We start from the raw sequence: 23,326 nt of genomic DNA, 5'->3' as shown, positions 1-23,326 counted from the left end.
AAAAATCAGACTGTTATCGACCCGCCGTGAACCGCTTAGCGGCTGCGCCACAAATCGGGCGTGAAAAGCGCGATGATGGCCAGCGTTTCCAGACGCCCGAGCACCATCGCCGCGCACAGAACCGCCTTGGCAGCGGCATTCAATTCCACCAGCTTGATGGGTGTTTCCGCCGCCACTTCTATTACCGGCCCTGTCGTCGACAGGGTCGCGATGGACAGGACGATGGCATGATCGAAAGACACGCCGAGCGCAGCGAGCGCCAGGCTGATCACCGCGATCGACATCGCGAAGAGCATGAAGAACACCCAGGCGATGAAGGCGCCGTTGTTCTGGATGTGGTCCTGGTTCTGCGACTTGCTGACCGACGAAGGATGAACGAGGCGCTCCATCTCGCGCCTGCCCTGCATGTAGAGCGCGAAGACCCGCAGCAGCTTGACACCTCCCGCCGTGGTCGCCACCCCCCCGCCGATCACCGACAGGCCCATCAGGATGAGCCCCGGAGTGCCAAGCCCCGACCATCGCCGCGCTTCCTCCCAGTCAGCACTTTCGAAACCGGTGGTCGTGAGGAACGACATGACCGTGAACATGGCGCCCCAGAAGGCATGGAGCGCGGCCCCGAAACCGACGCCGCTGACGACTTCCAAGGATGCCGCCCAATGCCGCAGGAACAGCAACAGCGTCAGGCCGATGACGAGCAAGAGGCCGATGCGGAATTCGGGATCACGATCCAGTCGCCGGTTTCCCATGACGGAAGTGTCGCCCGAGAAGGTCAGCCGCGACAGCGCAAAGAACATGAAGAGAAACATGAGGATCTCGCCCGTGATCCCGGCGGATGCCCCCGTCGGCCCGCCGACGGGCGAGATGCCCGAGGTCGCCATCACGGACATCGCATGACAGAGCGCGACAAGCGAGCGTTCGCCGCTGATCAGCAGAAGCACCCAGAGAGCGACGGTCAGCCCCACATAGACCGGGGTCAGGGCCGCGGTAATGCGCAGCAGACGGCGCCGCGGGTCGGCTTCTGCCATCAGCATCTGAACCGCCTCGCCGCGGCCGGGCTGGCCGCGGGCGGTGACTTCGAACCCGCCCAACGACAGCGGCGCAAGGATCGCGGAGGCGGCGATCCACATCATCAGTCCGCCCATCCAGCCGACCTGCGCCCGCCAAAGGTGAAGCGAGGGCGACAGGCGCGACGGATCGGAAAACAGGTTCGCCCCCGTCGTCGTAATCGCACTGACCATGTCGAAATAGGCGTTGAAGAACGAGGTGGTGGATAAAGCGTCGTGCAGCGGCACGGCCAGGTAGACCGGCAGGATGGCGAAGGCGAAGAGCAGCGATACGAGCTGGCCCAGCGTACCGAACCTCGGCCGTCGCCCAGCGAGCGCGAGCGAGATCAGTGTGACGCCGATCAGACCCAGCACCCCGGAATAGAAAAACGATTGCGACGCCGGGTGGTTGTTCATCACCAGCGCGTGCGAGGCCGGTACGAACATCGAGGCCGACGCGACTCCCCAGATCAGCAGCGAGACCGGCAGACGCAGCAACAGTGTCGGTGTCTGCACGCCGGACATGATCAGAAGAAGTCGATCGAGACCTGCATGAGGCGCTCGACCTCGGGCACATCGTCAGCCATTGCGAAGATCGCGATCACGTCCTTTTCCTCGATCCTGAGACCGCCGACCGGGCGCATGACTTCCCCGTTGCGCATGATCGCACCGACCAGCGCGCCCTCTGGAAAATCGATGTCGCGGATGCGTTGACCGGCCATGGGCGAGGTCGACAGCACCTCGGCCTCGATCACCTCGGCCTCGGCATCGCCGATCGAATAGACCGCGCGCACCCGCCCATGCCGGATGTGGCGCAGAATCGAACTGACGGTGGTGGCACGCGGATTGATATAGGCGTCGATTCCAAGCGGACCCATCAGCGGGACCAGCGTCGGATCGTTGATCAGCGCGATAGCATAAGGGCAGCCTTCGGCCTTGGCACGCACCGCGGCCAGCATGTTGGTCTTGTCGTCATCCGTCACCGCCAGCATCGCATCGGCGCGGTCGATGCCCGCCTCGTTCAGCAACGCGGCATCCAGACCGTCGCCATGCAGCACGATCGTGCGCTCCAAGGCTTCGGCCGCGCGTTCGGCGCATTGGCGGCTCTTCTCGATGACCTTGGTGCGCGTGCGGCGCTCGCGGTCTTCCAACGCCTTGGCCACGGTCAGCCCGACATTGCCGCCGCCCACGATCACCAGGCGCTCCTGCTTGAATTGCTCCTTGCCGAAGACTTCGAGCGTGCGGCTGATATCGTCGACATGGACGAAGACATAGCAATCGTCGCCCACGAAAAGCTGGTCGTTCGGTTCAGGCGCAAACAGCGTGCCGTCGCGCCGCACCCCGACGACGATCGAACGCAAGGTCGAAAACAGATCGGTCAACTGGCGCAGGGGCGTGTTCACCACCGGGCAATCATCCTCGATCGTAATGCCGAGCAGCTGCGCCTTGCCGTCCATGAAGATTTCGGTATCGAACGCCGCCGGCGCAGCCAGACGCTGCATCGCCGCCTCGGCGACCTCGCGTTCCGGGCTGATCACCACGTCGATGGGCAGGTGGTCGCGGCGGTAGAGATCGGAATAGATCGCCGTGAGATAGGATTGCGCCCTGAGACGCGCGATCTTTCGCTGGATGGAGAACACCGAATGGGCGACCTGACAGGTCACCATGTTGACCTCGTCCGAATGGGTCGCGGCGATGATCATGTCGGCGTCCCGCGCCCCGGCCTTGTCAAGAACGTCGGGATAGCTCGCGAAACCGGCGATCCCCTGAACGTCCAGCGTGTCGGTGGCCCGGCGCACGAGGTCTGGGTTGCTGTCGACCACGGTCACATCGTTCTGCTCACCGGACAGGTGCCGCGCGATCTGCCATCCGACCTGGCCCGCGCCGCAAATGATGACCTTCATGCCGTGCTGCCCCTTCGGCCCGTTGTTCAGCGGCCTTTTGCATGACAGACGCCCCCCTGACGGTCAAACGAATTGTCGGAATGCAGCCGTGACCAAAGCCGCCCGGTCAACTCTGTGTGGCCGCGATGCTCTGTTGGCCCACAGGTGACGAAAAACCATGTCCGTCCGCGCTGTCCTGTTGATCTGCGCGGGGCGCTGGGGCAGCATCGAACCATGCGCATTCTTCGGCTCGCTCCACTCGCCCTCGTGGCCCTCACCGCCTGCGACACGGGCCTTTCGACCTATTACCGACCGGGCGTCTCGGTTTCACGCATGCAGACCGAAACGACCCGCTGCGAAGTCGCGGCGCTGAAGGATGCCCCCGTCGCCAACCAAGTACGCCAGAGGCCGCCGATCTTCTATCCCGGCACCCAGTACTGCAACAGCGCGGGATGCTACTATCGACCGGGATATTGGGTGGATGGCGGTTTCTATACCGAAGACGTGAACCGTGGGCTCAGGGCCAGGGTCCTCGATCTCTGCATGGCCGAGAAAGGGTTCCAGCCGGTCAGCCTTCCGGCCTGCTCGGCCGCCGTGACAGCCGCCGCGCCGATGCAGGCGACACGGACCCTGCCCCAACTGACCTCCGCCTCCTGCGTGATCCGCTATGACGATGGAAGCTGGCAGGTGGTGAACCCGGTCACGCCCATCGCCTCGGAATAGCGACGCGGTCTATTCGGCGGCTGCCTGATGATCGACCGCGTCCTCGTCCACATGGGCGATGCGCGCGCCGGACTTGCTGGACGTGACAACTCCGAGCGACTTGAGCTTGCGATGCAACGCGCTGCGCTCCATTCCCACGAAAGAGGCCGTCCGACTGATATTGCCGCCGAACCGGTTGATCTGGGTCAGCAGGTATTCACGCTCGAACGCCTCGCGGGCTTCGCGCAGAGGCAATGTCGCCAGCGCGCCCGAGAGGACAACACGCCCATCTTCGGCCTTCTTGTCGTCGTCGCTGGGCAACTCCCGCGCCTCGATGGGTCCGGTGCCCTCGCCAAGGATCAGCACGCGTTCGATCAGGTTCTTCAACTGGCGCACGTTTCCGGGCCAGACCATCGTCTGCATCAACGCCACCGCCTCCTCCGACAGCGGACGGATCGGCAGACCCTGCGACGCGTTGCAGGCGGCGATGAAGTGTTCCGCCAGTACCGGGATGTCTTCTCGGCGCTCCTCCAGCGACGGCACCGCGATCGGCACCACGTTCAGACGGTGGAACAACTCCTGCCGGAACCGCCCGGCGGCGATCTCATCTTCAAGCACCTTGTTCGTGCTTGAAATCACGCGAAGATCCACCCGCACCTTGTCGTTGCCACCGACCCGTTGAAACTGCTGATCCACCAGCACGCGCAGGATCTTGGACTGAGTTCCGATCGGCATGTCGGCGACTTCGTCGAAATAGATCACGCCACCGTGGGCTTGTTCCAGAAGGCCCGACTCGACGCCACGCTCGGAGCTTTCGCGCCCGAACAACACTTCTTCCATCCGTTCCGGCTCGATGGTGGCGCAGTTCACCGTGATAAAGGGCGCGCTGGCACGGTTGGAATGGGCGTGGATGTAGCGCGCGGCGATTTCCTTGCCCGAGCCGGCCGGACCAGTCAGCATGACACGCCCGTTCGACTTGGTCACCTTGTCGAGATTGGCGACCAGGGCGCGGAAGGCAGCCCCCGAACCGATCATTTCGGCAACCGCACCGTCGCGGTGCTTCAAGGCGCTGTTCTCGCGACGCAGGCGCGAAGTTTCCATGGCGCGTCGGATCACCACCATCAGCTGGTCGATGTTGAACGGCTTTTCGATGAAATCGTAAGCCCCCTGCTTGATCGCGGCCACGGCAATTTCGATGTTGCCATGTCCCGATATAATGACCACCGGAACATCGGGATTGTCGCGTTTGACCGCCTTCAGGATGTCGATCCCGTCCATGCGGCTGTCCTTGAGCCAAATGTCGAGGATCAGAAGCGCCGGAGGCTCGGTGTTGATCGCAGCCATGCAATCGTCGGAATTGCCGGCCAGCCGTGTCGCGTAACCCTCGTCCTCGAGAATATCGGACACCAGTTCGCGAATGTCGCGTTCGTCATCGACGATCAGAATATCACTCATGTCATGCCTGCTTTTTCTACGGTTTTTTCACCTGGGGTTTGCGGGTCGGTTTCGGTTTGCAGCGTCACCGGCAGACGGATCACGGCCATCGCGCCGAAATGGGTCTGTCCTTCGAACACAGGCGCGTCGTCAAGCGTCAGCGAGCCGCCATGTTCCTCGATGATCTTCTTCACGATCGGAAGGCCGAGTCCCGTACCTTCGTCGCGCGTCGTTACATAGGGTTCAAACAGTCTGGCGCGATCTTCCGGCAAGCCGATGCCGTTGTCGGAAATGCGGATTTCGCAGCCTTGCTCATCAGTGGTCATCTCCACCCTGATCTGTGGGTCAAGGCCATCAGGAGGTCCCTTTTTCTTCAGCGTTTCAATCGCTTCCCCGGCATTCTTGATGAGGTTCGTGAGCGCTTGAGACACCATCGTCGCATCCACTTCCGAAAGCACCGGCGCCTCTGGCAGGTCGGCCGTTATACGCACCTCGGGCTGGCCGGTTTGTTGCAGCAGAACGGCGTCGGCGACGAGCTTTGACAGATCGGCCGTGCGGCGATCCGGTTCGGGCATCCGGGCGAACTTGCTGAACTCGTCGACGATCCGGCGCAGGTCATTTGTCTGGCGAATGATGACGTCGGTCATGGATTCCAGCTTGTCACGATCCTCGCCCGCGATCGGGGCAAACTTGCGCTTGATGCGTTCCGCACTCAGCTGGATCGGAGTCAGGGGGTTCTTGATTTCATGCGCGATGCGGCGCGCCACGTCGCCCCAGGCGGCCATGCGCTGCGCGCTGACGAGGTCGGTCACGTCATCGAAAGCCACAACGTAACCTTCCAGCCGACCGTCGATCTCGCGCCGGGTGGACATGCGCACCAGCAGGTTTTCGGACCGCCCCTGCCGGCTGACCTTGACCTCGCCCTGCGCGAATTCGCCCGCACTCGACTTGAGCGCCTGAAACAGCGGACCGAACTCTGGCACGGCCACCGAGAGCGCCAGCGACTGCTCGTCACCCGACCAGTCGAGCAGCCGTTCCGCGGAGCGGTTGACGAATGTGACGCGGCCCTCCGGGTCGAGTCCGACCACGCCCGAGGTCACCGACGACAGGACCGAGTCAAACATCCTGCGCCTACGCTCGATCTGGCGCGTGTTGTCCAGCAGACGCTGTCGCTGGCCCTTCAACTGGTGCGTCATCTGGTTGAAATAGCGGCCCAGCATGGCGATTTCGTCATCGCCCTCTTCTTCCACCACTTGCACGTCGAGATCACCGCTGCCGACCTTCTGCGCCGCCGTCGTCAGTCGCCCGACGGGCCGGGACAGCCGTTCGGCGAACCACAAGCCCAGCCAGATCGCCGCGAGGATGAGAATCAGAGCGAAGCCCAGGTAGATCAGGCCGAATTCGAACAGCACCCGGCCACGTTCGTTCTCGAGCTGTTGGTAGAGCAGCACGGTTTCCTTGGTTTCGTCCAGAAGGTTCAGGATGTCGCCATCCACTACCCGGCTGACATAAAGGAACCGGTCCGGAAAGGCGTCGAGCCGCACCAACGCGCGAAACTCGTTGTTGTCCCAGTCCTGGATGATGTGCAGCCCATCCTCGTTGGCCGCATCGATCTGCTCGGACGTGGGATGTTCGAAGTCAAAGAGATAGGAGCCTTCGCCGCGCGAGCGGATATCTCCAGTTCCGTCGATCACATAGGCTTCGCGCAGCCCGCGCTGGATCTGCGCCTGCCCCTGCCCCAGCAACTGGCGCAACTCGGCCTCGTTCAGGAAAAAGGTCGAGGTCTTGGCGTTGTCGAGGTATCTGCCGAGAACACGCGCATCCTGTGCCAGGTTTTCGCGGTGCTCTTCTTCGTAGGCCTCGGCCGCCGACAAGGAAGAACCGACCACCTGCCGAACCCGATCCGAAAACCAACCTTCCAGTCCGATATTGACCGTCAAACCGGCGAACACGGCGACGATGACCGTGGGAATCAGGGCGAGCAGCGCGAACACTCCGGTCAAGCGCAAATGCAGTCGGGACCCCGCGGATTTCGCCCGCCGCGCTGCGACAAGCCGCACGATCTGGTTCAGAACGAGCGCCGCGACGACAAGGATGTAGACGAAGTCGGCCAGCAGGATGAACCGCAAGGCCGGTGACGACGCATCGTGGTCGAACGGGCCCAGCACCATGAAGGTAGCCAAGGCAAGCGCAGGACCGAGCAACACGAGCCCGAGCGTTCCCGCGTTCTTGGCCCGACGGGTCCGACGCCATCGGTTGAACGTCAGCAACGGCCTGTTCTGTGACCGGGTCGTCACGTGCTGCCCTCATAGTTGATGTGTCGCTCGCGCGACGTACCGCCATATTTCGTGGTCTTGTCCCGGTCGCCTTATCGACTGACACCGGCCTGCCACTCTTCTGTGACGTTTTTACATCAACTTGCGCCGCCGTGTCACCTCTATATCCAGATCGGTGATCTTTTTGCGCAAAGTATTCCGGTTGATCCCCAGAAGGTCGGCGCATTTGGCCTGGTTTCCGCCCGTCGCATCAAGCGCGATCTCGATCAGCGGTGTTTCGACTTCGCGCAGGATTCGCGCGTAAAGCCCCGGTGGCGGCAGCATATTTCCATGCAGGTCGAAGTAGCGCCGCAGGTGACGCGCGACCGAGGCCGACAGTTTCTCGGTATCGCTTCCGCTCAGAACCGGCTCCATTTCGGGCTGGTTGCCCAGCACCGTCTCGACCTCGGCCCGGGTGATCTCGTCGGAACGGCTGGTCAGGACGAGGCGCCGAATCGCGTTCTCGAGCTGCCGGACATTGCCCGGCCAGCTGTAGGCGCGGAAGAGCTCCTGCGCGTCGTGACTCAACAGCCGCTTTGGGGCGCCGTCCCGCTCGGCGCGTGTCAGGAAGTGCTCGGCAAGCAGCTCTATGTCATCGACGCGCTCGCGCAGCGCCGGCACGTGCACTGTCGCCCCGCTGAGCCGGTAGTAGAGATCCTGGCGCACCTTGCACGCATCCATCGCGGCGGCCAGATCCCCTTGGCTCGTCGCCATGAAGCGCGGCTGGTGATCGCCTGGAGAATCCATCATGCGCACAATACGGGCCTGCCCGTCGTCGTCTATATCCGGAATCTCGTCGATCAGGATGGTGCCACCCTTGGCCCGTGCCAACACCCGCGCCGGCCCTTCGAGGTCGCGCAGATCGGCTGCTGTCACGGTGATGAAGGGCAGCGTGCGCCGGTCGGAAAAATCGTGAATGGCGCGCGCGATCAGGGTCTTGCCAGTGCCGCTCTCGCCCGAAATCAGGACCGGCAGATCGGTATTCATCACCCGCGCCACGAGACGATAGAGCGCCTGCATGACAGAGGTGCGCCCGACGAGAGGCAATTCGTCCGGGCGTTCGTCGCGCGGCTCGACACCGGTGCTCGGCGCGCGGCGTTTCAATTCCAGTGCGCGCGCGGTGCGCTTCATCAGGTCCGGAAGGTCGAAGGGTTTCGGCAGATAGTCATAGGCATCCGCCTCCGCGGCCTGAATCGCCGTCATGATCGTGTTCTGGGCCGAGATCACGATAACAGGCATGCCGGGTCGATCCTCGGCGATCTTGGGCAGCATCTCGAGTCCGTTGCCATCGGGCATCATCACGTCGCTGATCACGACGTCGCCCTTTCCCTCAGCGACCCAACGCATCAGCGTCGTCAGCGAACTGGTGGCATGCACTTTGCACCCTGCCCGTGTCAGGGCCTGCGTCAGGACCGTGCGGATCGTGCGATCGTCATCGGCCACCAGAACCGTGCCATCCATCAGGTTGTCTCCTTGTTGTCCAGACCGCGCGGAACGCGCGGCAACGAAAGGCGGAAAAGGGTGTGGCCGGGCACCGAGGTGACCGAGATCCAGCCGTCATGATCCGATATGATCTTGCTGACGAGCGCGAGCCCCAGCCCGGTGCCGTTTTCCCGTCCGGACACGAACGGGTCGAACACATCAGCACGGATCTTGTCGGGCAAGCCCGGCCCGTCATCGATGATCTCGACCTGAAGCGGCAAGGACTGGCCGGACCCGTCGGCCCTGCGCAGACGGAAAGAATGTTCGAAATAGCTGCGAATACGGATCGTACCGCCCTTCGGCCCCGCCGCTTCGGAGGCGTTCTTGAGAAGGTTCAGCACCACCTGGAGCAACTGGTCCGGATCCCCGTAAACCATCGGCAGCGACGGGTCGTAGTCCTCGACGATCCGCATATGCGCACCAAAGCCGAGCAACGCCGAGCGCCGGGCGCGGTCCAGAACGTCATGAATATTCACCGGCCGAAAATCGGGCGCCGACAAGTTGCCGAATTGCTCGACCTGTTCCAGCAGCTTCACGATCCGGCGGCTTTCCGCGACAATAAGGTCTGTGAGTTCAAGGTCTTCCTTGGACAAGTTCATGCTGAGGAGCTGTGCCGCGCCGGTGATCCCGGCCAGCGGGTTCTTGATCTCGTGGGCCAGCATCTCGGCCATGCCGATAGCCGATTGCGCCGCCGACTTGACCGAGTGGCTCTGCGTCATCCGGCCGGCCAGTTCACGCGGCGAGATCATCAGGATCATCGTGCCGGGATGATCCTGCAGGGGCGCGATCTGCAACGCACATTGAAGCGGTGCGCGGCTGCCCGAACCGACGTCGACGTCATTGACGAAGAGCGGCGTGCCATTTCTGCGCGCGCGGTCAAATGCTTCCTCGATCGGCGCGTCGATCGCGATCAGATCCCAGGCGGGCGTTCCGATCACCGACTTCGCCGACGCGTTCAGGAACCCTTCGCCGGCCGAGTTCACATCGCGGATATTATCCTTTGCGTCGATCAGGAAGGCCGGCACCGGAAGCGATGCCCAGATCGTGCTATCCGAGGTCATGCCGCGACGCGCCCCCGCTCACAAAGAGCTTCGGGAAGAAGCCTCAAGACCTCTTTTGGGTCCCGCGCAGTCAGAACCATCCGTCGCAGCGGCGCGGGAGTTCCCGCGTCGTCCATGTACCAGCCCAGATGCTTGCGCGCGACGCGGCGACCAAGATCTACTCCGTAAAAGGCCAGCATGGAGTCGTAGTGCCGTGAGACCATGTCGGTCAGGCCGTTGCCACGGGGTCTGTCCGGTGCCGGCTCGCCCCAGAGTTCATGCGCGATGCGCGCCAACTGCCAGGGACGCCCCTGCGCGCCGCGCCCGATCATGATGCCGTCGGCACCGGATGCCGCTAGCGCGTCGCGGGCCGTCGCCGCTTCGGTGATGTCGCCATTCGCAATCACCGGAACCGACACCGCCTGCTTGATTGGTGCGATCGCCTTCCAATCGGCCCGCCCCTTGTAGAATTGACAACGGGTGCGCCCGTGGATCGTGACCATGCGCACACCAGCGGATTCTGCCCGGCGCGCCACGTCCGCGGCATTCAGGCTGTCCGCGTCCCAGCCCAGACGCGTCTTCAGGGTGACGGGCACCTGCACCGCGCCGACGACGGCCTCGATCAGGCGCAACGCATGATCAGGTGTCTTCAGAAGCGCCGAGCCGGAGTAGCCGTTGGTGACCTTCTTGGCCGGGCACCCCATGTTGATGTCGATGATCGCCGCACCCTGATCGGCGACTTGGCGCGCGGCCTCTGCCATCCAGTGCGGATCGCGCCCCGCCAACTGCACAGCGGTATTCTCGACATCCGCGCTCAATTCAGCACGTTCGCGCACGCCGGGCTTGGCCTGGACCATCTCCTGACTGGCGACCATTTCGCTGACCACCAGTCCGGCCCCGAAACTCTGGACCAGGTCGCGAAATGGCCGATCGGTGATGCCGGCCATCGGCGCAAGCAGAATCGGCGGGGAGAACGAGATGTCTTGAGCCTGCGGGATCACGCGATCAAACCTTGTGCAACTGCAGGATGTTTACCCCGAATGCTGCGACTGCACAACGCCGCCGGCGCGGTTCTTGCCGCAATCGCAAGCGTTCGCCTATTTTTTGAGCACGGCAGTCTGGGTGATTGCCAGCAATCCCGCCACGCCATAAACACAAGCGGCAAATTCCAGACAATTCGGGACCGAATGACAATTGCCGCTCTCATCGTCGCCGCGGGGCGCGGAACCCGCGCAAACAGCGCGACACCCAAGCAATGGTGCGACCTGGGTGGCCGCACGGTTGCAGACATAACACTGTCCGCCCTGCGCGATACCGGCTGTTTTTCGGCCATCGTTCTCGTCCTGCATGCTGACGACATGAAGCGGCGCGCCGCGTTCGAATATGAAGGTGTGATCGTGGCGAAGGGCGGCGCGGATCGTGCCGAGTCAGTCCGGAACGGCTTGGCCGCGCTCGACCCGGCCAAGGTCACCAAGGTGCTGATCCACGATGTGGCGCGCCCCTGCGTAACCGGGCAGATCGTCATAGACGTGATCGCGGCGCTCGACACCGCGCCCGGGGCGGCGCCAGCCCTGCCGGTGAGCGATGCGCTCTGGACGGGGAAGAACGGGCGCGTGACCGGCGCGGTCGACAGACGCGGGCTCTATCGCGCGCAGACCCCGCAAGGTTTCGAGCTTGCCGCAATCCGCGCTGCCCACGCGGCGCATCCCGGTGGGGCGGCCGACGACGTGGAAGTGGCGCGCGCGGCCGGATTGGCGGTTGCGATCGTGCCCGGTGACGACGACAATCTGAAAATCACCCTTCCCGGCGACTTTGACCGGGCCGAACGCATCCTGAGAGCGCGCAATGGACATTAGACTGGGAAACGGCTTTGACGTACATCGCTTCGAAGCGGGCGACCATGTCATCCTTTGTGGTGTCACGATCCCGCATGACAAGGGCCTGCAGGGCCATTCCGATGCCGATGTCGGGATGCACGCCCTGACCGATGCCATTTACGGCGCACTGGCCCGGGGCGACATCGGGCAGCACTTCCCGCCGAGCGACCCGCAATGGAAAGGCGCGGCAAGCGACATCTTCCTGCGCCACGCCGTCGCGCTGGCGGCCGAGATGGGATTTCGCGTCAACAACGCCGATGTGACCCTGATCTGCGAAAAGCCCAAGATCGGCCCACACGCCGAGGCGATGCGCGCCAGGTTGGGCCAGATCATGGGGATGGAAGTCGATCGCCTGTCGGTCAAGGCGACCACCTCCGAAACTCTGGGCTTTACCGGTCGCGGCGAAGGCATTGCCGCGTTGGCGACCGCGACTCTGGTGCCGCTGTGAACCGGCTCGCGCGGCTGATCGGGACCGTTGGCGGGATCGGATATCTCCGCCCGGCGCCCGGCACCTGGGGGTCGCTGGCCGCCCTGCCCCTGGCGTGGCTGTTCCATGTGATCGGCGGTTTTCCCTTGCTGTTGATCGCAGTCATCGCGACCTTCGCCAAAGGCCTCTGGGCCACACGCGAGATGACCCGCGGAGAGACCGACCACGACCCGTCGGAGATCGTCATCGACGAAGTGGCGGGACAATTCACGGCGCTCCTGCCGCTCAGCTATTCGGCCTGGTCCATGGGGCTCGACATCACGCGGCTCTGGCCCGGCTGGATCGCGGCTTTTCTGCTGTTTCGTCTGTTCGACATCACCAAACCCTGGCTTGTCGGTTGGGCGGACCGGCGCAAGGACGCGATGGGCGTCATGCTGGATGACATCATCGCCGGACTCTTCGCGGCGATCGGAGTGATGCTGATGGCCGCGCTGGCGCATGGGGTGCTGGGGCTGTGAGCGTACAGGATCTCCTCGAATTGGCCCGCGAAAAGGATATTAGGGTCGCCACCGCCGAAAGCTGCACCGGTGGCATGGTCGCGGCGGCTCTGACGGATGTTGCCGGGTCGTCCGATGTGTTCGACCGGGGATTTGTCACCTATTCGAACGCGGCAAAGCGCGACATGCTGGGCGTGCGCGCGGACACGCTGGACGCCGTCGGCGCGGTGTCCGAAGAGGTGGCACGCGAGATGGCCGACGGTGCGCTCGCGCGTTCGGAGGCGCACGTCGCCGTCTCGATCACCGGGATCGCCGGGCCGGGTGGATCGGACGTCAAACCCGAAGGCCGTGTCTGTTTCGGGCTGGCTGTGTCGGGACTGACGACATCCAGTGAAACCGTAGAATTCGGCGCCCTCGGACGCACCAGGGTGCGCGAGGCGGCCCGCGATCACGCGCTGGCATTGCTGCGGAAGGGTGTGACCGCGATCGCTTCCTAGGCCAACAGGCGCCCGGTCAGCCCTGCGACAGAAGGGCTGCGAAACCGGCAGCACTGCCACCTGAGCGCAGCTTTCCCCACGCCGTGTCCGACATCTGCGCACCTACCAGCGCCGACGCCTTGCGCCGCACGCGCTCCTCGCGCTGCGCGACACCCATCGGGCGTTGCAGGTCGTGCTCGGCTGAAAGCCGGGCCCCGTCGCGGCGCAAAACGCTCAGCACGGCCTGGGTCTCGCTCAGGCTATCATCCGCTTCAACGGAAATCCTGCCCCGCAGATCGCGCAAGCGCGGATCGGCGCAGATCCTGTCGTCATAGCTGTCCAGAACGGCGGTGTCGTAGCCGAGCGCGGTCATCGCCAGCACGGTGGCGTAGCTGAATTTCGCGCCCAGTGCGGTGTCGGGCGCCGTCTGGTTGCAGACGCTCATCCAGCGCGGATGGGTCCGAACGCTCATCTCGGCAATCTCGGGTGCGGCAATGTCCAGCTCGCGCGCCGCTTCCAGTGCCGCGTGCAACCCGTGGCAGCAAGCGTGGAACTTGTGGCTGACCGTTTCGAACAGCCAAGTATCGCCAAGCCCATCCAACGCCGTATCAACATCGCCTTGCCCGTGATGGGTTGCGGCGAAGCCAAACGCCCCTTCCATCGCGGCGGGATTCGCCACGAAGCCACGTGCGACCAGCAACGCGGCCTCGACTCCGGCGGAGGCCGCAAGACCGGCGTTGTAGGGCTTGCCCATTGTGCCGAACTGCGCCTTGAGCCCGGCCGCGCGGGTCGCAGTCAGCCCGAGCGCGTGCGCCATGCCTTTGGCATCAAGACCGGCGAGCCGTCCCGCGGCGGCAGCTGCACCGAAGGCGCCGGCGGTGGCGGTCTGATGAAAGCCCGTCTGGTAGTGGTCACGCCCCAGCCACAGGCCGACGCGAATCGATACTTCCATGCCGATCAGGGCCGCCTCCTGAACATCGACCAGGGCGCAGTCCTGCACTTCGCCCAGAGCCAGCGCCGCCGGGAACACCGCGACCGACGGGTGGCCGATATGGGCGAAATGCGTGTCGTCATAGTCCAGCGCGTGCGAGGTCGTTCCGTTGACCAGCGCCGCCATCCGCGCGGGCGTTTTCAGGTCGGTGCCGAAGAGATGCGCCTGTCCGGCACCGCCTTCTGAGCGGGCGAGATCGCGCAGGATGGTGGCGACCGGCTCGGACACTCCCGCGCGCCCGACGGCGAGCCAGTCGAGAGCGGACAAGGCGGTGATCAATCGGGCATCCGCCGTTGTCTGAACGGGACCGGTGGCGAAATCGGCGAGCGCTGATGTGAGGTCGTGTGTCATGGCGCGAGACTATACCTCTGCCGGGCGGCGTAAAGAGGCGGCGCTAGCCGGCTTCGGAGGCGCAAGGCATGCGATCCGTCCAATACATCCACCCCGCACTCTTGAACGCGCCCCAGGAGGGATGATGCACCGTGACATAGACCCAATTTCCCCCGGCCACGCCCTCGTGTTCGAAAAGAACGTAGTCACCGGGCGTCACCTGCCCGATCGCGCCCAGAGGTTCGGTATATCCGTCATAAAGCGGAGTCTCCGCGGCGGTCCAACCGAGACAGCCCCATTGGCCGTCCTGCCTGATCGGCAGGTCGCGCAGGACGCGGCGAAAGGCGATATCCTCGATGTCCAAACTGTGGCGGCTGGTATCGATCTGGCAGCCGTGCTGCGCCTCCAGCGCCCTGATGCGCGAGACGAGCGCCTGGGAGGCCGGATCGAGTTGGATTTGCGCGCCGGTGCAATCGGAATTGTCAAACAGCGCCTGTCCCAGCGGAGAGCCGAAGCAATAGCCGGCCCGGTCCATGATCAGGTTGCGGGTGAACCAGACATCCACGCAACCCTCTGCTGCTCGCATGTGCGACGCCGGGAGCAGCATCAGGAGAACAAGAACAATCCTCATGCCCGCAGGGTACCCTGCGGAATGCGCCGGTCAAGCCTTGGCGGTGTAAAGCTCGGCAGCGCGTGCTTCGAAAGCGCGGACGATGCGCTGCATGGCTTCGTTGAATACCAAGCCGATGATCTTTTGCAGGACGGCGTTCCGGAACTCGAAATCCACGTGGAAGGAAACGTCGCAACCGGTCTCGGTCTCACGAAACGACCAGTTCGACTTCATGAACTTGAACGGTCCGTCGATGTATTCGGTGTCGATCTTCTTCTGTTCGGGCCAAAGCACAACCCGGCTGCCAAAGCGTTCGCGGAAAACCTTGAAGCTGATGACAAGGTCGGCCTCCATCACTTCGCTCTTGCCCACCGGGGTCACCTTGCGCACCCGTGCGGCAGCGCACCAGGGCAGGAATTTCGGATAGGATCCCACATCCGCGACCAGGTCGTACATCTGTTGGGCTGTGTACGGCAGTGGTCGGGTTTCGGAGTGGGTGGGCATATGCTTGGTCGGGTCACTTCTTGGATGACAGTGCCGCGTCATGTCGTATGGTTCGCCTCAAAGATCAAGGGGGCAGCATGACAGAGCGGCCATATGTCATCGATGAACTGATTTCCGCCAAGGCCATCGCGGCACGGATCGAGGCGCTGTGCCGCGAGATCGCAACCGAGTTCCGCGACACGGACAAATTGGTCGTGGTGGGCCTTCTGCGAGGCAGCTTCGTCTTCATCGCGGACCTGGTGCGCGAGCTCGACCTTCCCATCGAGGTCGACTTCCTCGAGGCATCCTCCTATGGGGATGCAACGGAAAGCAGCCGGGAGGTCCGCATTCTCAAGGACTTGCGCGGCGCAATTGAAGGGCGCGACGTGCTGGTCGTCGAGGACATCGTCGACACCGGCCACACCTTGAACCACGTGACCCAACTGCTGCACAGCAGAAAGCCCGCGCGGCTGAAATCCATCGCATTGCTGGACAAGCCGAGCCGGCGCGAAGTGGACTTCCGGGCCGATTGGATCGGCTTTGAGATCCCCGACGAGTTCGTCGTCGGCTATGGCATCGATTTCGCGCAGCGCAACCGGAACCTACCCTTTATCGGGGCGGTCCGCTTCACCTGACCGACCGGACCAACACGAGGAAGTGAGCGGATGTCCACAGCTGTTGTGCAATAGTGCGAACACCGGTTTCATGTCACCCATGGTATTATCGGGAAGACTTAAACTCTCTGACGGAGGCATTAATGAAATATGGACTTACTCTCGTGGCCGGGTTGTTGACCGCAGGCGTCCTGGGCACATCAGCCATCAGCGAGTCGCATGTCGACAAGGCGACCATGGCTGCGGTCAAGGCGCGCCAGGCACAGATGTCGCTTTATGCGTTCAACATCAGTCTTCTGGGCGGGATGGCCAAGGGCGAAGTCGAGTATGATGCCGCCGCTGCGAGCGCCGCCGCCGGCAACCTCGCCGCACTGTCAAAGCTGGACCAGTCGCGCCTTTGGCCGCAAGGCTCGGACAACGAGACACTTGGTGACGATGTGACCGAAGCATTGCCGGCGATCTGGGCCGCAGACAGCAAGATCATGGACAGCGCGATGACGATGACCGAAGCGGCGGTTGCCATGGAATCCGCCGCCGGCGAAGGGCTTGACGCGCTGCGTGGCGCGATGGGTCCGCTCGGGAAGAGCTGCGGCAGTTGCCACGAGACCTACCGCAAGGCGGACGACTGATCCGATCCGATACCAGGCATCGCGGGTCCGGCCCAGGCCGGTCTCGCAAACGGGGTGATCATGCGCAAACTCTTGGTCTTTCTTGTCACGGTTGGACTTCTGACCGCCATTGCGGGCTGGGTTGCGAGCCGCCCCGTTCCCGTATCCGCTGACCTTATGGCCGGAGTGAGCGGTGACGCGGCGCGCGGCGAAACCGTGTTCTGGGCCGGTGGCTGCGCCAATTGCCATGCCGCACCCGAGGCCAAGGGCGACGACGTATTGATCCTTGCCGGAGGGTACCGCATCGAGAGCCCGTTTGGCGCCTTCATCGCCCCCAACATTTCTCCCGGTCCCGAAGGAATCGGCAACTGGACCACCGAGGACCTCGCCAACGCGCTGCTGGCCGGGGTTTCTCCGTCCGGCAAACATCTTTACCCTTCCTTGCCCTACACCACCTACATGCACATGACGGCACAGGATGTGGCCGACCTGAAAGCCTTCATGGATACGTTGCCCGTGTCGGATGCAGTCAGCCAGCCACACGAATTGCCGTTCCCTTTCACGATCCGTCGCGGCGTCGGATTGTGGAAGCTTGTCAACATGTCCCCTAACTGGGTGCTCGCGAACGCGGATACGCCGGAAATCGAACGCGGACGCTATCTCGTCGAAGCCTTGGGCCATTGCGCCGAATGCCATACACCACGCGATGCGACGGGCGGGCTTAATCGCAGCCGCTGGATGCAAGGCGCACCGAACCCGTCGGGAGACGGCAAGATCCCGGCGATCGACCCGGTCAACCTGAAATGGAGCGCCGGCGATATCTCCTACTACCTCGAAACCGGGTTCACACCCGACTACGACAGCGCGGGCGGCCAGATGACCAAGGTGGTGGCCAGCATGGCGAAACTCGAAAAGTCCGACCGGGACGCGATCGCCGCCTATCTGAAGGCACTGCCCTGACCCGGGCAGTGCTTCGTCATGGCGATTGCGCTCAGGACTGGGCCAGCCGCGCCAGACGGGCTGCCCGCAGCCGGGCGAAATCATCCCCTGCGTGATAGGACGAACGCGTCAGAGGAGTCGCCGACACCATCAGGAAGCCTTTTCCGAACGCTGCCTTCTCGTAGGCAGCGAACTCCTCGGGCGTGACGAAGCGATCGACCCGGTGATGCTTCGGCGTCGGTTGCAGGTACTGCCCAATGGTCAGAAAATCGACATCCGCCGCGCGCATGTCGTCCATCACTTGCCGCACCGCCTGCGCGTCCTCTCCCAAGCCGACCATGATGCCTGACTTGGTGAACATGCCGGGATCGATCTCCTTGACCCGCTGCAACAGGCGGAGGCTGTGGAAGTAACGGGCACCGGGACGTACCGTCGGGTAAAGACCGGGAACGGTTTCCAGGTTGTGGTTGAAAACATCCGGCCGCGCGGCGACGACGGTTTCCAGAACAGAGGAATCGCATTTGAGAAAATCCGGTGTCAGGATCTCGATGGTCGTGTCGGGGCTGCGGTGGCGGACCGCGCGGATGGTCTGAGCGAAATGCTCGGCCCCTCCGTCCTCAAGGTCGTCGCGGTCGACCGAGGTTATGACCACATGCTTGAGGCCCAGTTTCTGCACGGCGTCAGCGACACGACCGGGTTCGAACACATCCAGCACGTCGGGCCGGCCGGTGGCGACGTTGCAAAAGGTGCATCCGCGGGTGCAGATCTCGCCCATGATCATCATGGTCGCGTGGCCCTGGCTCCAGCATTCGCCGACATTCGGGCAGCCGGCCTCTTCACAGACCGTCACCAGGTTGTTGTCGCGCATGATGCGTCGCGTTTCGGCATATCCCGTCCCGCCTGGTGCCTTGACCCTGATCCACGAGGGTTTCTTGGGCTGGGTGTTGTCCTGGCGGTGCGCCTTTTCGGGATGGCGCTGTTCGGGAAGTTTCAAGTCTCGCATCGGCTGGGCTTTCCGCAGAGGGGCATTTGCTGTGCCATAACATAACGTGACGTCGTGAAAACTGCCAGCGACGCATGGCCGCTATGCTGCCTGAAGCATGGTGCGCGGCGCGCCCATTGCAGCAAGTTCTTGCTATTGAGCAGTCTGCGGGCCGATACTCGCCGCAAGACATCGATTTTCGGCGTGTGTGCCACGCCAGATGGCATTCGCATGGAGAGGATTTGGCATGGCCGGAGTGCAGGCTTGGGAGCTGAAAACCAAGATTTTCGAAAAGAAGTGCCTCGCCATCGAAAAAGACGTGGCCAAGAGTTGCTCGGTCAAGGAGGCGGCTTCTCTCAAAGAGAAGATGAAGACCAATCGCAAAGCGGCTTATGTCAAGGAAGACCACATGGCCGAGACGATTCCCGCCGCCATCAAGAAAGGCATAACCGGCAGCAAGTGGAAGGATTTCCTGAAGGACGACGATTTCAAGAAGGCGATGACGGCCTGGGAGGCGGCGCTCGCCGACCAACAGGAACTCGTCAAAGCGCTCGAAAAGCTGAGCGACACGGCCAAGAAACACCATCAGGACCTGAAGAAGGCGCGGGACGCGTACGAGAAAGAGATAAAGCAGACCGGCGAATCGGCCAAGACGAACAAGACGATCAAGAAGGTGATGGAGCAATCCGAGGCGCTCTTGAAGCAACTCGATGACGCCAAGGGCGCCTTCGGCACGCTCAGTTCCAAGGAGGCCTTTTTCGGCGCCAACGTCAAGAAATCGAAGGACGCGGTCGTCACCAAGGCGCTGAAGGATGGCAAGGGCGACGAATTGCCCGACATCCTGCTGGAAAACGCCAAACGGCAGCAGAGCGACAACACGTCAAAACGGCTCGTGCGGAACATCGAAAAACGTCTGGCAAACGTGAGAACGCTTTGTGCCAAGGAGAAATTCGCCACGATTCCCGAAGAGATCACGGCGAAGAAGGCTTTGGAGAAGGATGTGCAGAACGCGCGCGCCGCGCTGAAACAAGCGTCGGACCAATTGAAGAAACTCAAAGACTTGAACAGCGAATTGCAGACTGCCAAGAAGAAGCAAGCCAAGCTGATCGCGGCGCATAACGACAAGGCCAAAATGACCGGTCTGATCGGCGACGTGGCAGATCGGGCCAAGGCCGCCGAGGATTCCTTAAATGCAGCTGAAGATCTGATCGAAGACGCGGATTCAGCGCTCTGACGCCGGGCGCCAGGTCACCTCTCAGCCAATCATGCGATCGGGTTCGGACAGGCTGTCATAGTGATACTTGAGACGCTGCAAGGCGATCCGCAGGACGATCTTGCCCGACCGCGCTGACCACCCCATGCGTTTCTCGGCCAGTTCGAGACCTTCAAGGTAGCAGCAGCAGCGCAGCGCCACGTCGCTCAATCCCGGACCTAGGTCCGACAGGGCACGGACCACGCGGTCTCGCGCGCCAGAGGGTCCGTTGCCGATCGGGCTGTCCGGAGAGAACCCGCCGCGGCCGCCTCCGGTCAGAAAGCGGTCCCAGTTCTGGGTCACACGCGTACCCATCTGGGCCAGTTCGAAGTCTTCACGCAAACGCTCGCCGGCATGAACCAGCGCGTCATCAAGGAACGGTTTGCCATCGCGGTCCTTGCGTCGCGCAAGCGCCGCAAGCGGGCTTTCGGACAGGTTGTAGCGCACACGGCGATTGCGTGACGTGCCCGGATCCTGGATCGTCTTTTCGCCCCAATCCCCCGCCGACGCGAATGGTGTCTGCGCCTCGGCGAAACCATGCTCCTTTTCCGAACGCGCCCGATTCTCCTGCTCGGCCAGCATCCGGCTGAGCGCGGCGCGCCCGGTCGCCGTGATATGATAGCGGCTGATGCGGCCGGGGTTGGAACAGGAAATCCAGTCCTTGAGGGCCATCGCTTGTGCGATCGAACAATCGACGACTGCCGTGCGCGTATTCGCTCCGCCGTCGCCATCCCGCACCACAACCGCCTTTTCCATGTTCTCCGCAACCGCCAGCAACGCTCCGGACTCGCACAGGCGCCTCAGAACACGACAGGCTTCGCGCTCCAGCGTGTTTGCGTCGGGATATTCATCAGGGCAACGTGCAGATTGCGTCATTCCGGCAGTGTCCTTCGTTGAGCTCGTCATACGGCCAGGCACGGAGCCCGCCGTCGAACAGGGTGAGAAATGGGATTCGGCCAGCTTGGACAGAGCCGCGTCGATCAACGGATCGTCGCGTCGGGTTTCCATGCGCCGGATCTGACGCAGAACTGTCGAAGCGTGGCATTGTGCGGAGCGGGCGAGATCACGAATGGGCTGGCCGGCCTCTGTGTGCGCAAGGTAGCGCCGCGCGCCTTCAGGCACCCAGTTCGGCAAGTCCGTGACACTCGAATGGGTCATGTTGATCGGTCCTTGCTGCAAACGTCTGTGGATATTTCAAATTTTCCACAACCTAAAGGCGATTTTGTTACTTGATAGTTAAGATCCACCTTCGCTGACTGAGCATTGTTTCTAAAAGATAAACGGAGGTGAAAGCTCCGAACGCAGGAAATGCTCGAAAGGCAACACCCGTTCAGGTTGTGCAATACAGATCGGCGACACGGTTCACTGAATTGAAGGAAGACTGATGCAAGACCTGATGAGCATGCTGAACGCCCTGCGCCGTCCTCAACTCCTGATCCGCGCCGCACGGCACGGGGCGCAGGAATACCGCCGTGACCGCCACCTGCAGCGCCTGCTGGGGTACGGAACACTGCCGCGCCCGTCGGCCGCGATCATGCGTCTGATGGATCTCGAGCGCACGCTCAACGATCAGCGCCAAGAGGACGACGCCGGCTATTCGCTGACCAGGCATTTGGACATATTGATCGCGATGATGGGCGAAGCGCAACTGTTGCGCGCCGCCCATGCAACGCCGACTACATGAAAGCGTCTGGCATCGAGGCCTTCTTCTCGGCGACATAGGCCTCGAGAGCGCCCCGGATCGCGGGATCGAGCACCGGCTCCTGGTAGGTCGCCAACTGATGCGCGACCCGCCGTGACGCCAGCGCCTGCGTGTCCCGCGCGCCCTCCTCATCCCAGGTTTCGAACGGCTTGTAGTCAAAGACATCAGACCGCCAGAACGCCGCCTTGAAATTCTCCTGGGTATGTGCGCATCCGAGATAGTGTCCACCCGGACCGACTTCGGCGATCGCGCCCATGGCCTGCGCGTTTTCGTCCACCGGCACGCCTTCGGCCAGTTTGTGCAACACGCCCAGCTGGTCCGCGTCCATCACGAACTTTTCGAAACTGCTGACCAGCCCGCCCTCGAGCCACCCGCAGGCATGCAGCATGAAGTTGACGCCGCCCAACAATGCGGCGTTCAGCGTATTCGCGGTCTCATAGGCCGCCTGTGCATCCGGCAACTTGGACGCGCACAGTCCGCCGCCCGAGCGGAATGGCAGCCCCATCCGTCGCGCCAGTTGCCCTGCCCCCGACAGGATCTGCGTCGCCTCGGGAGTTCCGAAGGTCGGCGCGCCGCTGTTCATGTCGATCGACGTGACGAATGCGCCGAAGATCACCGGGGCCCCGGGGCGCACGAGCTGGGAATAGGCGATCCCGGCGAGCACCTCGGCCAGCACCTGCGTCAGCGTTCCGGCGACCGAAACCGGCGCCATCGCGCCGCCGACGATGAAGGGCGAAACAATGCAGGCCTGATTGTTTCTGGCATAGACCTCGAGTGCGCCCATCATCACGTCGTCGAAGGTCAGTGGCGAGTTGACGTTGATCAGAGACGTCATGACCGTGTTCTGCTGAACGAACTCCTTGCCGAACAGGATTTCGCACATCTCGACGGAATCCTGTGCGCGGCTGGGATCGGTCACCGATCCCATGAACGGCTTGTCCGACAGCGTCATGTGGGCCATCAGCATGTCGAGGTGACGCTTGTTCACCGGAATGTCCGTCGGTTCGCAAACCGTACCGCCGGAATGGTGCAGCCATTTCGACATGTACCCCAGCTTCACGAACTTGCGGAAGTCTTCCATCGTGGCATAGCGGCGCCCGCCTTCGGCATCGCGCACGAAGGGGGGGCCATAGACAGGCGCACAGACCAGCGTCTTGCCGCCGATCTCGACGTTCCGGGCCGGGTTGCGGGCATGCTGGGTGAACCGCGACGGTGCCGTTTCGCATAGCTTGCGTGCCAGCCCGCGCGGGATGCGCACGCGCTCGCCTTCAATGTCAGCCCCCGCCTCGCGCCAGCGCTCCAGCGCCGCCGGGTTGTTGACGAAGTTGACGCCGATTTCGGCCAGAACAGTTTCGGCATTGGCCTCGATGATCTCGAGCGCCTCCGGCGTCAGGATCTCGAAATTCGGAATATTGCGCTCGATGTACCGCGCGGTCTCGATGCTGACGGCCGTGCGCTCGGCCCTACGGGCCGCCCCGCCACCGCCGCGTGTTCTGCGCTTGGTCTGTGCATCGGTCATGGTCCGGTCCCCTGTTGAATCGGATGAGCTTGGCACCGTGATTATCCCAGTCATCGGGCGTACCCGGTCAGGATTGCGGCGCATGAGGGGGAAAAGCGACATCGATCCGACACTGCGGGT

The 23,326-nt window shown here is 63.0% G+C and carries 23 protein-coding genes; 10 read left to right on the top strand and 13 right to left on the bottom strand.

Translation table 11 applies throughout. The annotated features are described in order from the left end of the window. Window positions 1-35: 35 nt before the first annotated feature. Together JF290_RS08490 and trkA are read right to left on the bottom strand one after the other, a co-directional pair. Window positions 36-1,568: a TrkH family potassium uptake protein gene (locus tag JF290_RS08490; RefSeq protein WP_199024427.1), complete on the bottom strand. Its 1,533-nt coding sequence runs from the start codon at window positions 1,566-1,568 to the stop codon at window positions 36-38. A 2-nt stretch (window positions 1,569-1,570) separates the two neighbouring features. Next, window positions 1,571-2,947 carry a Trk system potassium transporter TrkA gene (gene trkA, locus JF290_RS08485; protein ID WP_199024426.1) on the bottom strand — a complete coding sequence of 459 codons (1,377 nt, stop codon included), beginning with the start codon at window positions 2,945-2,947 and terminating at the stop codon, window positions 1,571-1,573. A gap of 213 nt (window positions 2,948-3,160) precedes the next feature. On the opposite strand from trkA, the gene JF290_RS08480 reads away from it, so the two are divergent. Beyond that, on the top strand, window positions 3,161-3,649 hold the full coding sequence (locus tag JF290_RS08480; RefSeq protein WP_199024425.1) for a hypothetical protein: 489 nt from the start codon (window positions 3,161-3,163) through the stop codon (window positions 3,647-3,649). 9 nt (window positions 3,650-3,658) lie between these two features. Here JF290_RS08480 and ntrX read toward each other — a convergent pair whose 3' ends face one another. The 5 genes from ntrX to dusB form a co-directional block, all read right to left on the bottom strand. Continuing rightward, entirely contained in the window at window positions 3,659-5,083 is a 1,425-nt protein-coding gene (gene ntrX / locus JF290_RS08475; protein ID WP_199024424.1) for a nitrogen assimilation response regulator NtrX, read from the bottom strand. Then, window positions 5,080-7,359, bottom strand: a complete 2,280-nt coding sequence (locus JF290_RS08470) for a sensor histidine kinase NtrY-like (protein ID WP_328701219.1) — start codon at window positions 7,357-7,359, stop codon at window positions 5,080-5,082. The genes ntrX and JF290_RS08470 overlap by 4 nt, the downstream gene beginning before the upstream one ends. 111 nt (window positions 7,360-7,470) lie before the next feature. Further along, the gene (locus JF290_RS08465) at window positions 7,471-8,838 is read right to left on the bottom strand and encodes a response regulator (protein WP_199024423.1); all 1,368 of its coding nucleotides are present in this window, start codon (window positions 8,836-8,838) and stop codon (window positions 7,471-7,473) included. Then, window positions 8,838-9,920 (bottom strand): two-component system sensor histidine kinase NtrB, encoded by a 1,083-nt coding sequence (locus tag JF290_RS08460; protein WP_199024422.1) that lies wholly within the window; start codon window positions 9,918-9,920, stop codon window positions 8,838-8,840. Before JF290_RS08460 ends, JF290_RS08465 begins: the two co-directional genes overlap by 1 nt. Beyond that, window positions 9,917-10,900, bottom strand: a complete 984-nt coding sequence (gene dusB, locus JF290_RS08455) for a tRNA dihydrouridine synthase DusB (protein ID WP_425503937.1) — start codon at window positions 10,898-10,900, stop codon at window positions 9,917-9,919. The genes JF290_RS08460 and dusB overlap by 4 nt, the downstream gene beginning before the upstream one ends. Window positions 10,901-11,086: 186 nt before the next feature. Here dusB and ispD point away from each other — a divergent pair, with 186 nt between their 5' ends. Genes ispD through JF290_RS08435 form a run of 4 tightly spaced genes read left to right on the top strand, consistent with a single transcriptional unit; the run spans window position 11,087 to window position 13,197 of the window. Continuing rightward, window positions 11,087-11,755: a 2-C-methyl-D-erythritol 4-phosphate cytidylyltransferase gene (ispD, locus tag JF290_RS08450; protein WP_199024421.1), complete on the top strand. Its 669-nt coding sequence runs from the start codon at window positions 11,087-11,089 to the stop codon at window positions 11,753-11,755. Then, complete coding sequence (gene ispF / locus JF290_RS08445) at window positions 11,745-12,224, top strand: 2-C-methyl-D-erythritol 2,4-cyclodiphosphate synthase (protein WP_199024420.1); 480 nt, start codon at window positions 11,745-11,747, stop codon at window positions 12,222-12,224. Before ispD ends, ispF begins: the two co-directional genes overlap by 11 nt. Beyond that, window positions 12,221-12,721: a phosphatidylglycerophosphatase A family protein gene (locus JF290_RS08440; RefSeq protein WP_199024419.1), complete on the top strand. Its 501-nt coding sequence runs from the start codon at window positions 12,221-12,223 to the stop codon at window positions 12,719-12,721. The genes ispF and JF290_RS08440 overlap by 4 nt, the downstream gene beginning before the upstream one ends. After that, window positions 12,718-13,197, top strand: coding sequence for a CinA family protein (locus JF290_RS08435; RefSeq protein ID WP_199024418.1), 480 nt, complete (start codon window positions 12,718-12,720; stop codon window positions 13,195-13,197). The genes JF290_RS08440 and JF290_RS08435 overlap by 4 nt, the downstream gene beginning before the upstream one ends. A 16-nt stretch (window positions 13,198-13,213) precedes the next feature. Here the strand turns inward: JF290_RS08435 and JF290_RS08430 are convergent, their stop codons facing one another. Genes JF290_RS08430 through JF290_RS08420 form a run of 3 tightly spaced genes read right to left on the bottom strand, consistent with a single transcriptional unit; the run spans window position 13,214 to window position 15,611 of the window. Continuing rightward, complete coding sequence (locus JF290_RS08430) at window positions 13,214-14,518, bottom strand: MmgE/PrpD family protein (protein WP_199024417.1); 1,305 nt, start codon at window positions 14,516-14,518, stop codon at window positions 13,214-13,216. Window positions 14,519-14,561: 43 nt separating this feature from the next. Continuing rightward, window positions 14,562-15,128 carry a DUF4453 domain-containing protein gene (locus JF290_RS08425; RefSeq protein WP_199024416.1) on the bottom strand — a complete coding sequence of 189 codons (567 nt, stop codon included), beginning with the start codon at window positions 15,126-15,128 and terminating at the stop codon, window positions 14,562-14,564. 30 nt (window positions 15,129-15,158) lie between these two features. Then, a complete protein-coding gene (locus tag JF290_RS08420; RefSeq protein WP_199024415.1) occupies window positions 15,159-15,611 on the bottom strand; it encodes a type II toxin-antitoxin system RatA family toxin in 453 nt (150 codons plus the stop codon). A 77-nt stretch (window positions 15,612-15,688) separates the two neighbouring features. Here JF290_RS08420 and hpt point away from each other — a divergent pair, with 77 nt between their 5' ends. The 3 genes from hpt (at window position 15,689) to JF290_RS08405 (ending at window position 17,772) form a co-directional block, all read left to right on the top strand. After that, the gene (gene hpt / locus JF290_RS08415; protein ID WP_199024414.1) at window positions 15,689-16,225 is read left to right on the top strand and encodes a hypoxanthine phosphoribosyltransferase; all 537 of its coding nucleotides are present in this window, start codon (window positions 15,689-15,691) and stop codon (window positions 16,223-16,225) included. Window positions 16,226-16,347: 122 nt separating this feature from the next. Beyond that, window positions 16,348-16,833, top strand: coding sequence for a c-type cytochrome (locus tag JF290_RS08410; protein WP_199024413.1), 486 nt, complete (start codon window positions 16,348-16,350; stop codon window positions 16,831-16,833). 60 nt (window positions 16,834-16,893) lie between these two features. Continuing rightward, complete coding sequence (locus JF290_RS08405) at window positions 16,894-17,772, top strand: cytochrome c (protein WP_199024412.1); 879 nt, start codon at window positions 16,894-16,896, stop codon at window positions 17,770-17,772. 31 nt (window positions 17,773-17,803) lie between these two features. Here the strand turns inward: JF290_RS08405 and lipA are convergent, their stop codons facing one another. Then, a complete protein-coding gene (gene lipA / locus JF290_RS08400; protein ID WP_199024411.1) occupies window positions 17,804-18,754 on the bottom strand; it encodes a lipoyl synthase in 951 nt (316 codons plus the stop codon). A 226-nt stretch (window positions 18,755-18,980) separates the two neighbouring features. Between lipA and JF290_RS08395 the strand changes: the two genes are divergently transcribed. Beyond that, complete coding sequence (locus JF290_RS08395; RefSeq protein WP_199024410.1) at window positions 18,981-19,967, top strand: hypothetical protein; 987 nt, start codon at window positions 18,981-18,983, stop codon at window positions 19,965-19,967. A gap of 21 nt (window positions 19,968-19,988) precedes the next feature. On the opposite strand, the gene JF290_RS08390 is transcribed toward JF290_RS08395, so the two are convergent. After that, window positions 19,989-21,143, bottom strand: coding sequence for a DUF6456 domain-containing protein (locus JF290_RS08390; protein ID WP_199024409.1), 1,155 nt, complete (start codon window positions 21,141-21,143; stop codon window positions 19,989-19,991). 226 nt (window positions 21,144-21,369) lie between these two features. On the opposite strand from JF290_RS08390, the gene JF290_RS08385 reads away from it, so the two are divergent. After that, on the top strand, window positions 21,370-21,669 hold the full coding sequence (locus JF290_RS08385; RefSeq protein WP_199024408.1) for a DUF6477 family protein: 300 nt from the start codon (window positions 21,370-21,372) through the stop codon (window positions 21,667-21,669). Here JF290_RS08385 and JF290_RS08380 read toward each other — a convergent pair. Further along, the gene (locus tag JF290_RS08380; protein WP_199024407.1) at window positions 21,662-23,206 is read right to left on the bottom strand and encodes a trimethylamine methyltransferase family protein; all 1,545 of its coding nucleotides are present in this window, start codon (window positions 23,204-23,206) and stop codon (window positions 21,662-21,664) included. The genes JF290_RS08385 and JF290_RS08380 overlap by 8 nt on opposite strands. Between the last annotated feature and the right edge of the window lie 120 nt (window positions 23,207-23,326).

The sequence above is a fragment of the Sedimentitalea arenosa genome (assembly GCF_016428585.1).
GTDB classification, from domain to species: domain Bacteria; phylum Pseudomonadota; class Alphaproteobacteria; order Rhodobacterales; family Rhodobacteraceae; genus Sedimentitalea; species Sedimentitalea arenosa.
The sequence above is the reverse complement of the archived record's forward strand: the minus strand, read 5'-3'. Positions and strand labels throughout refer to the sequence as shown.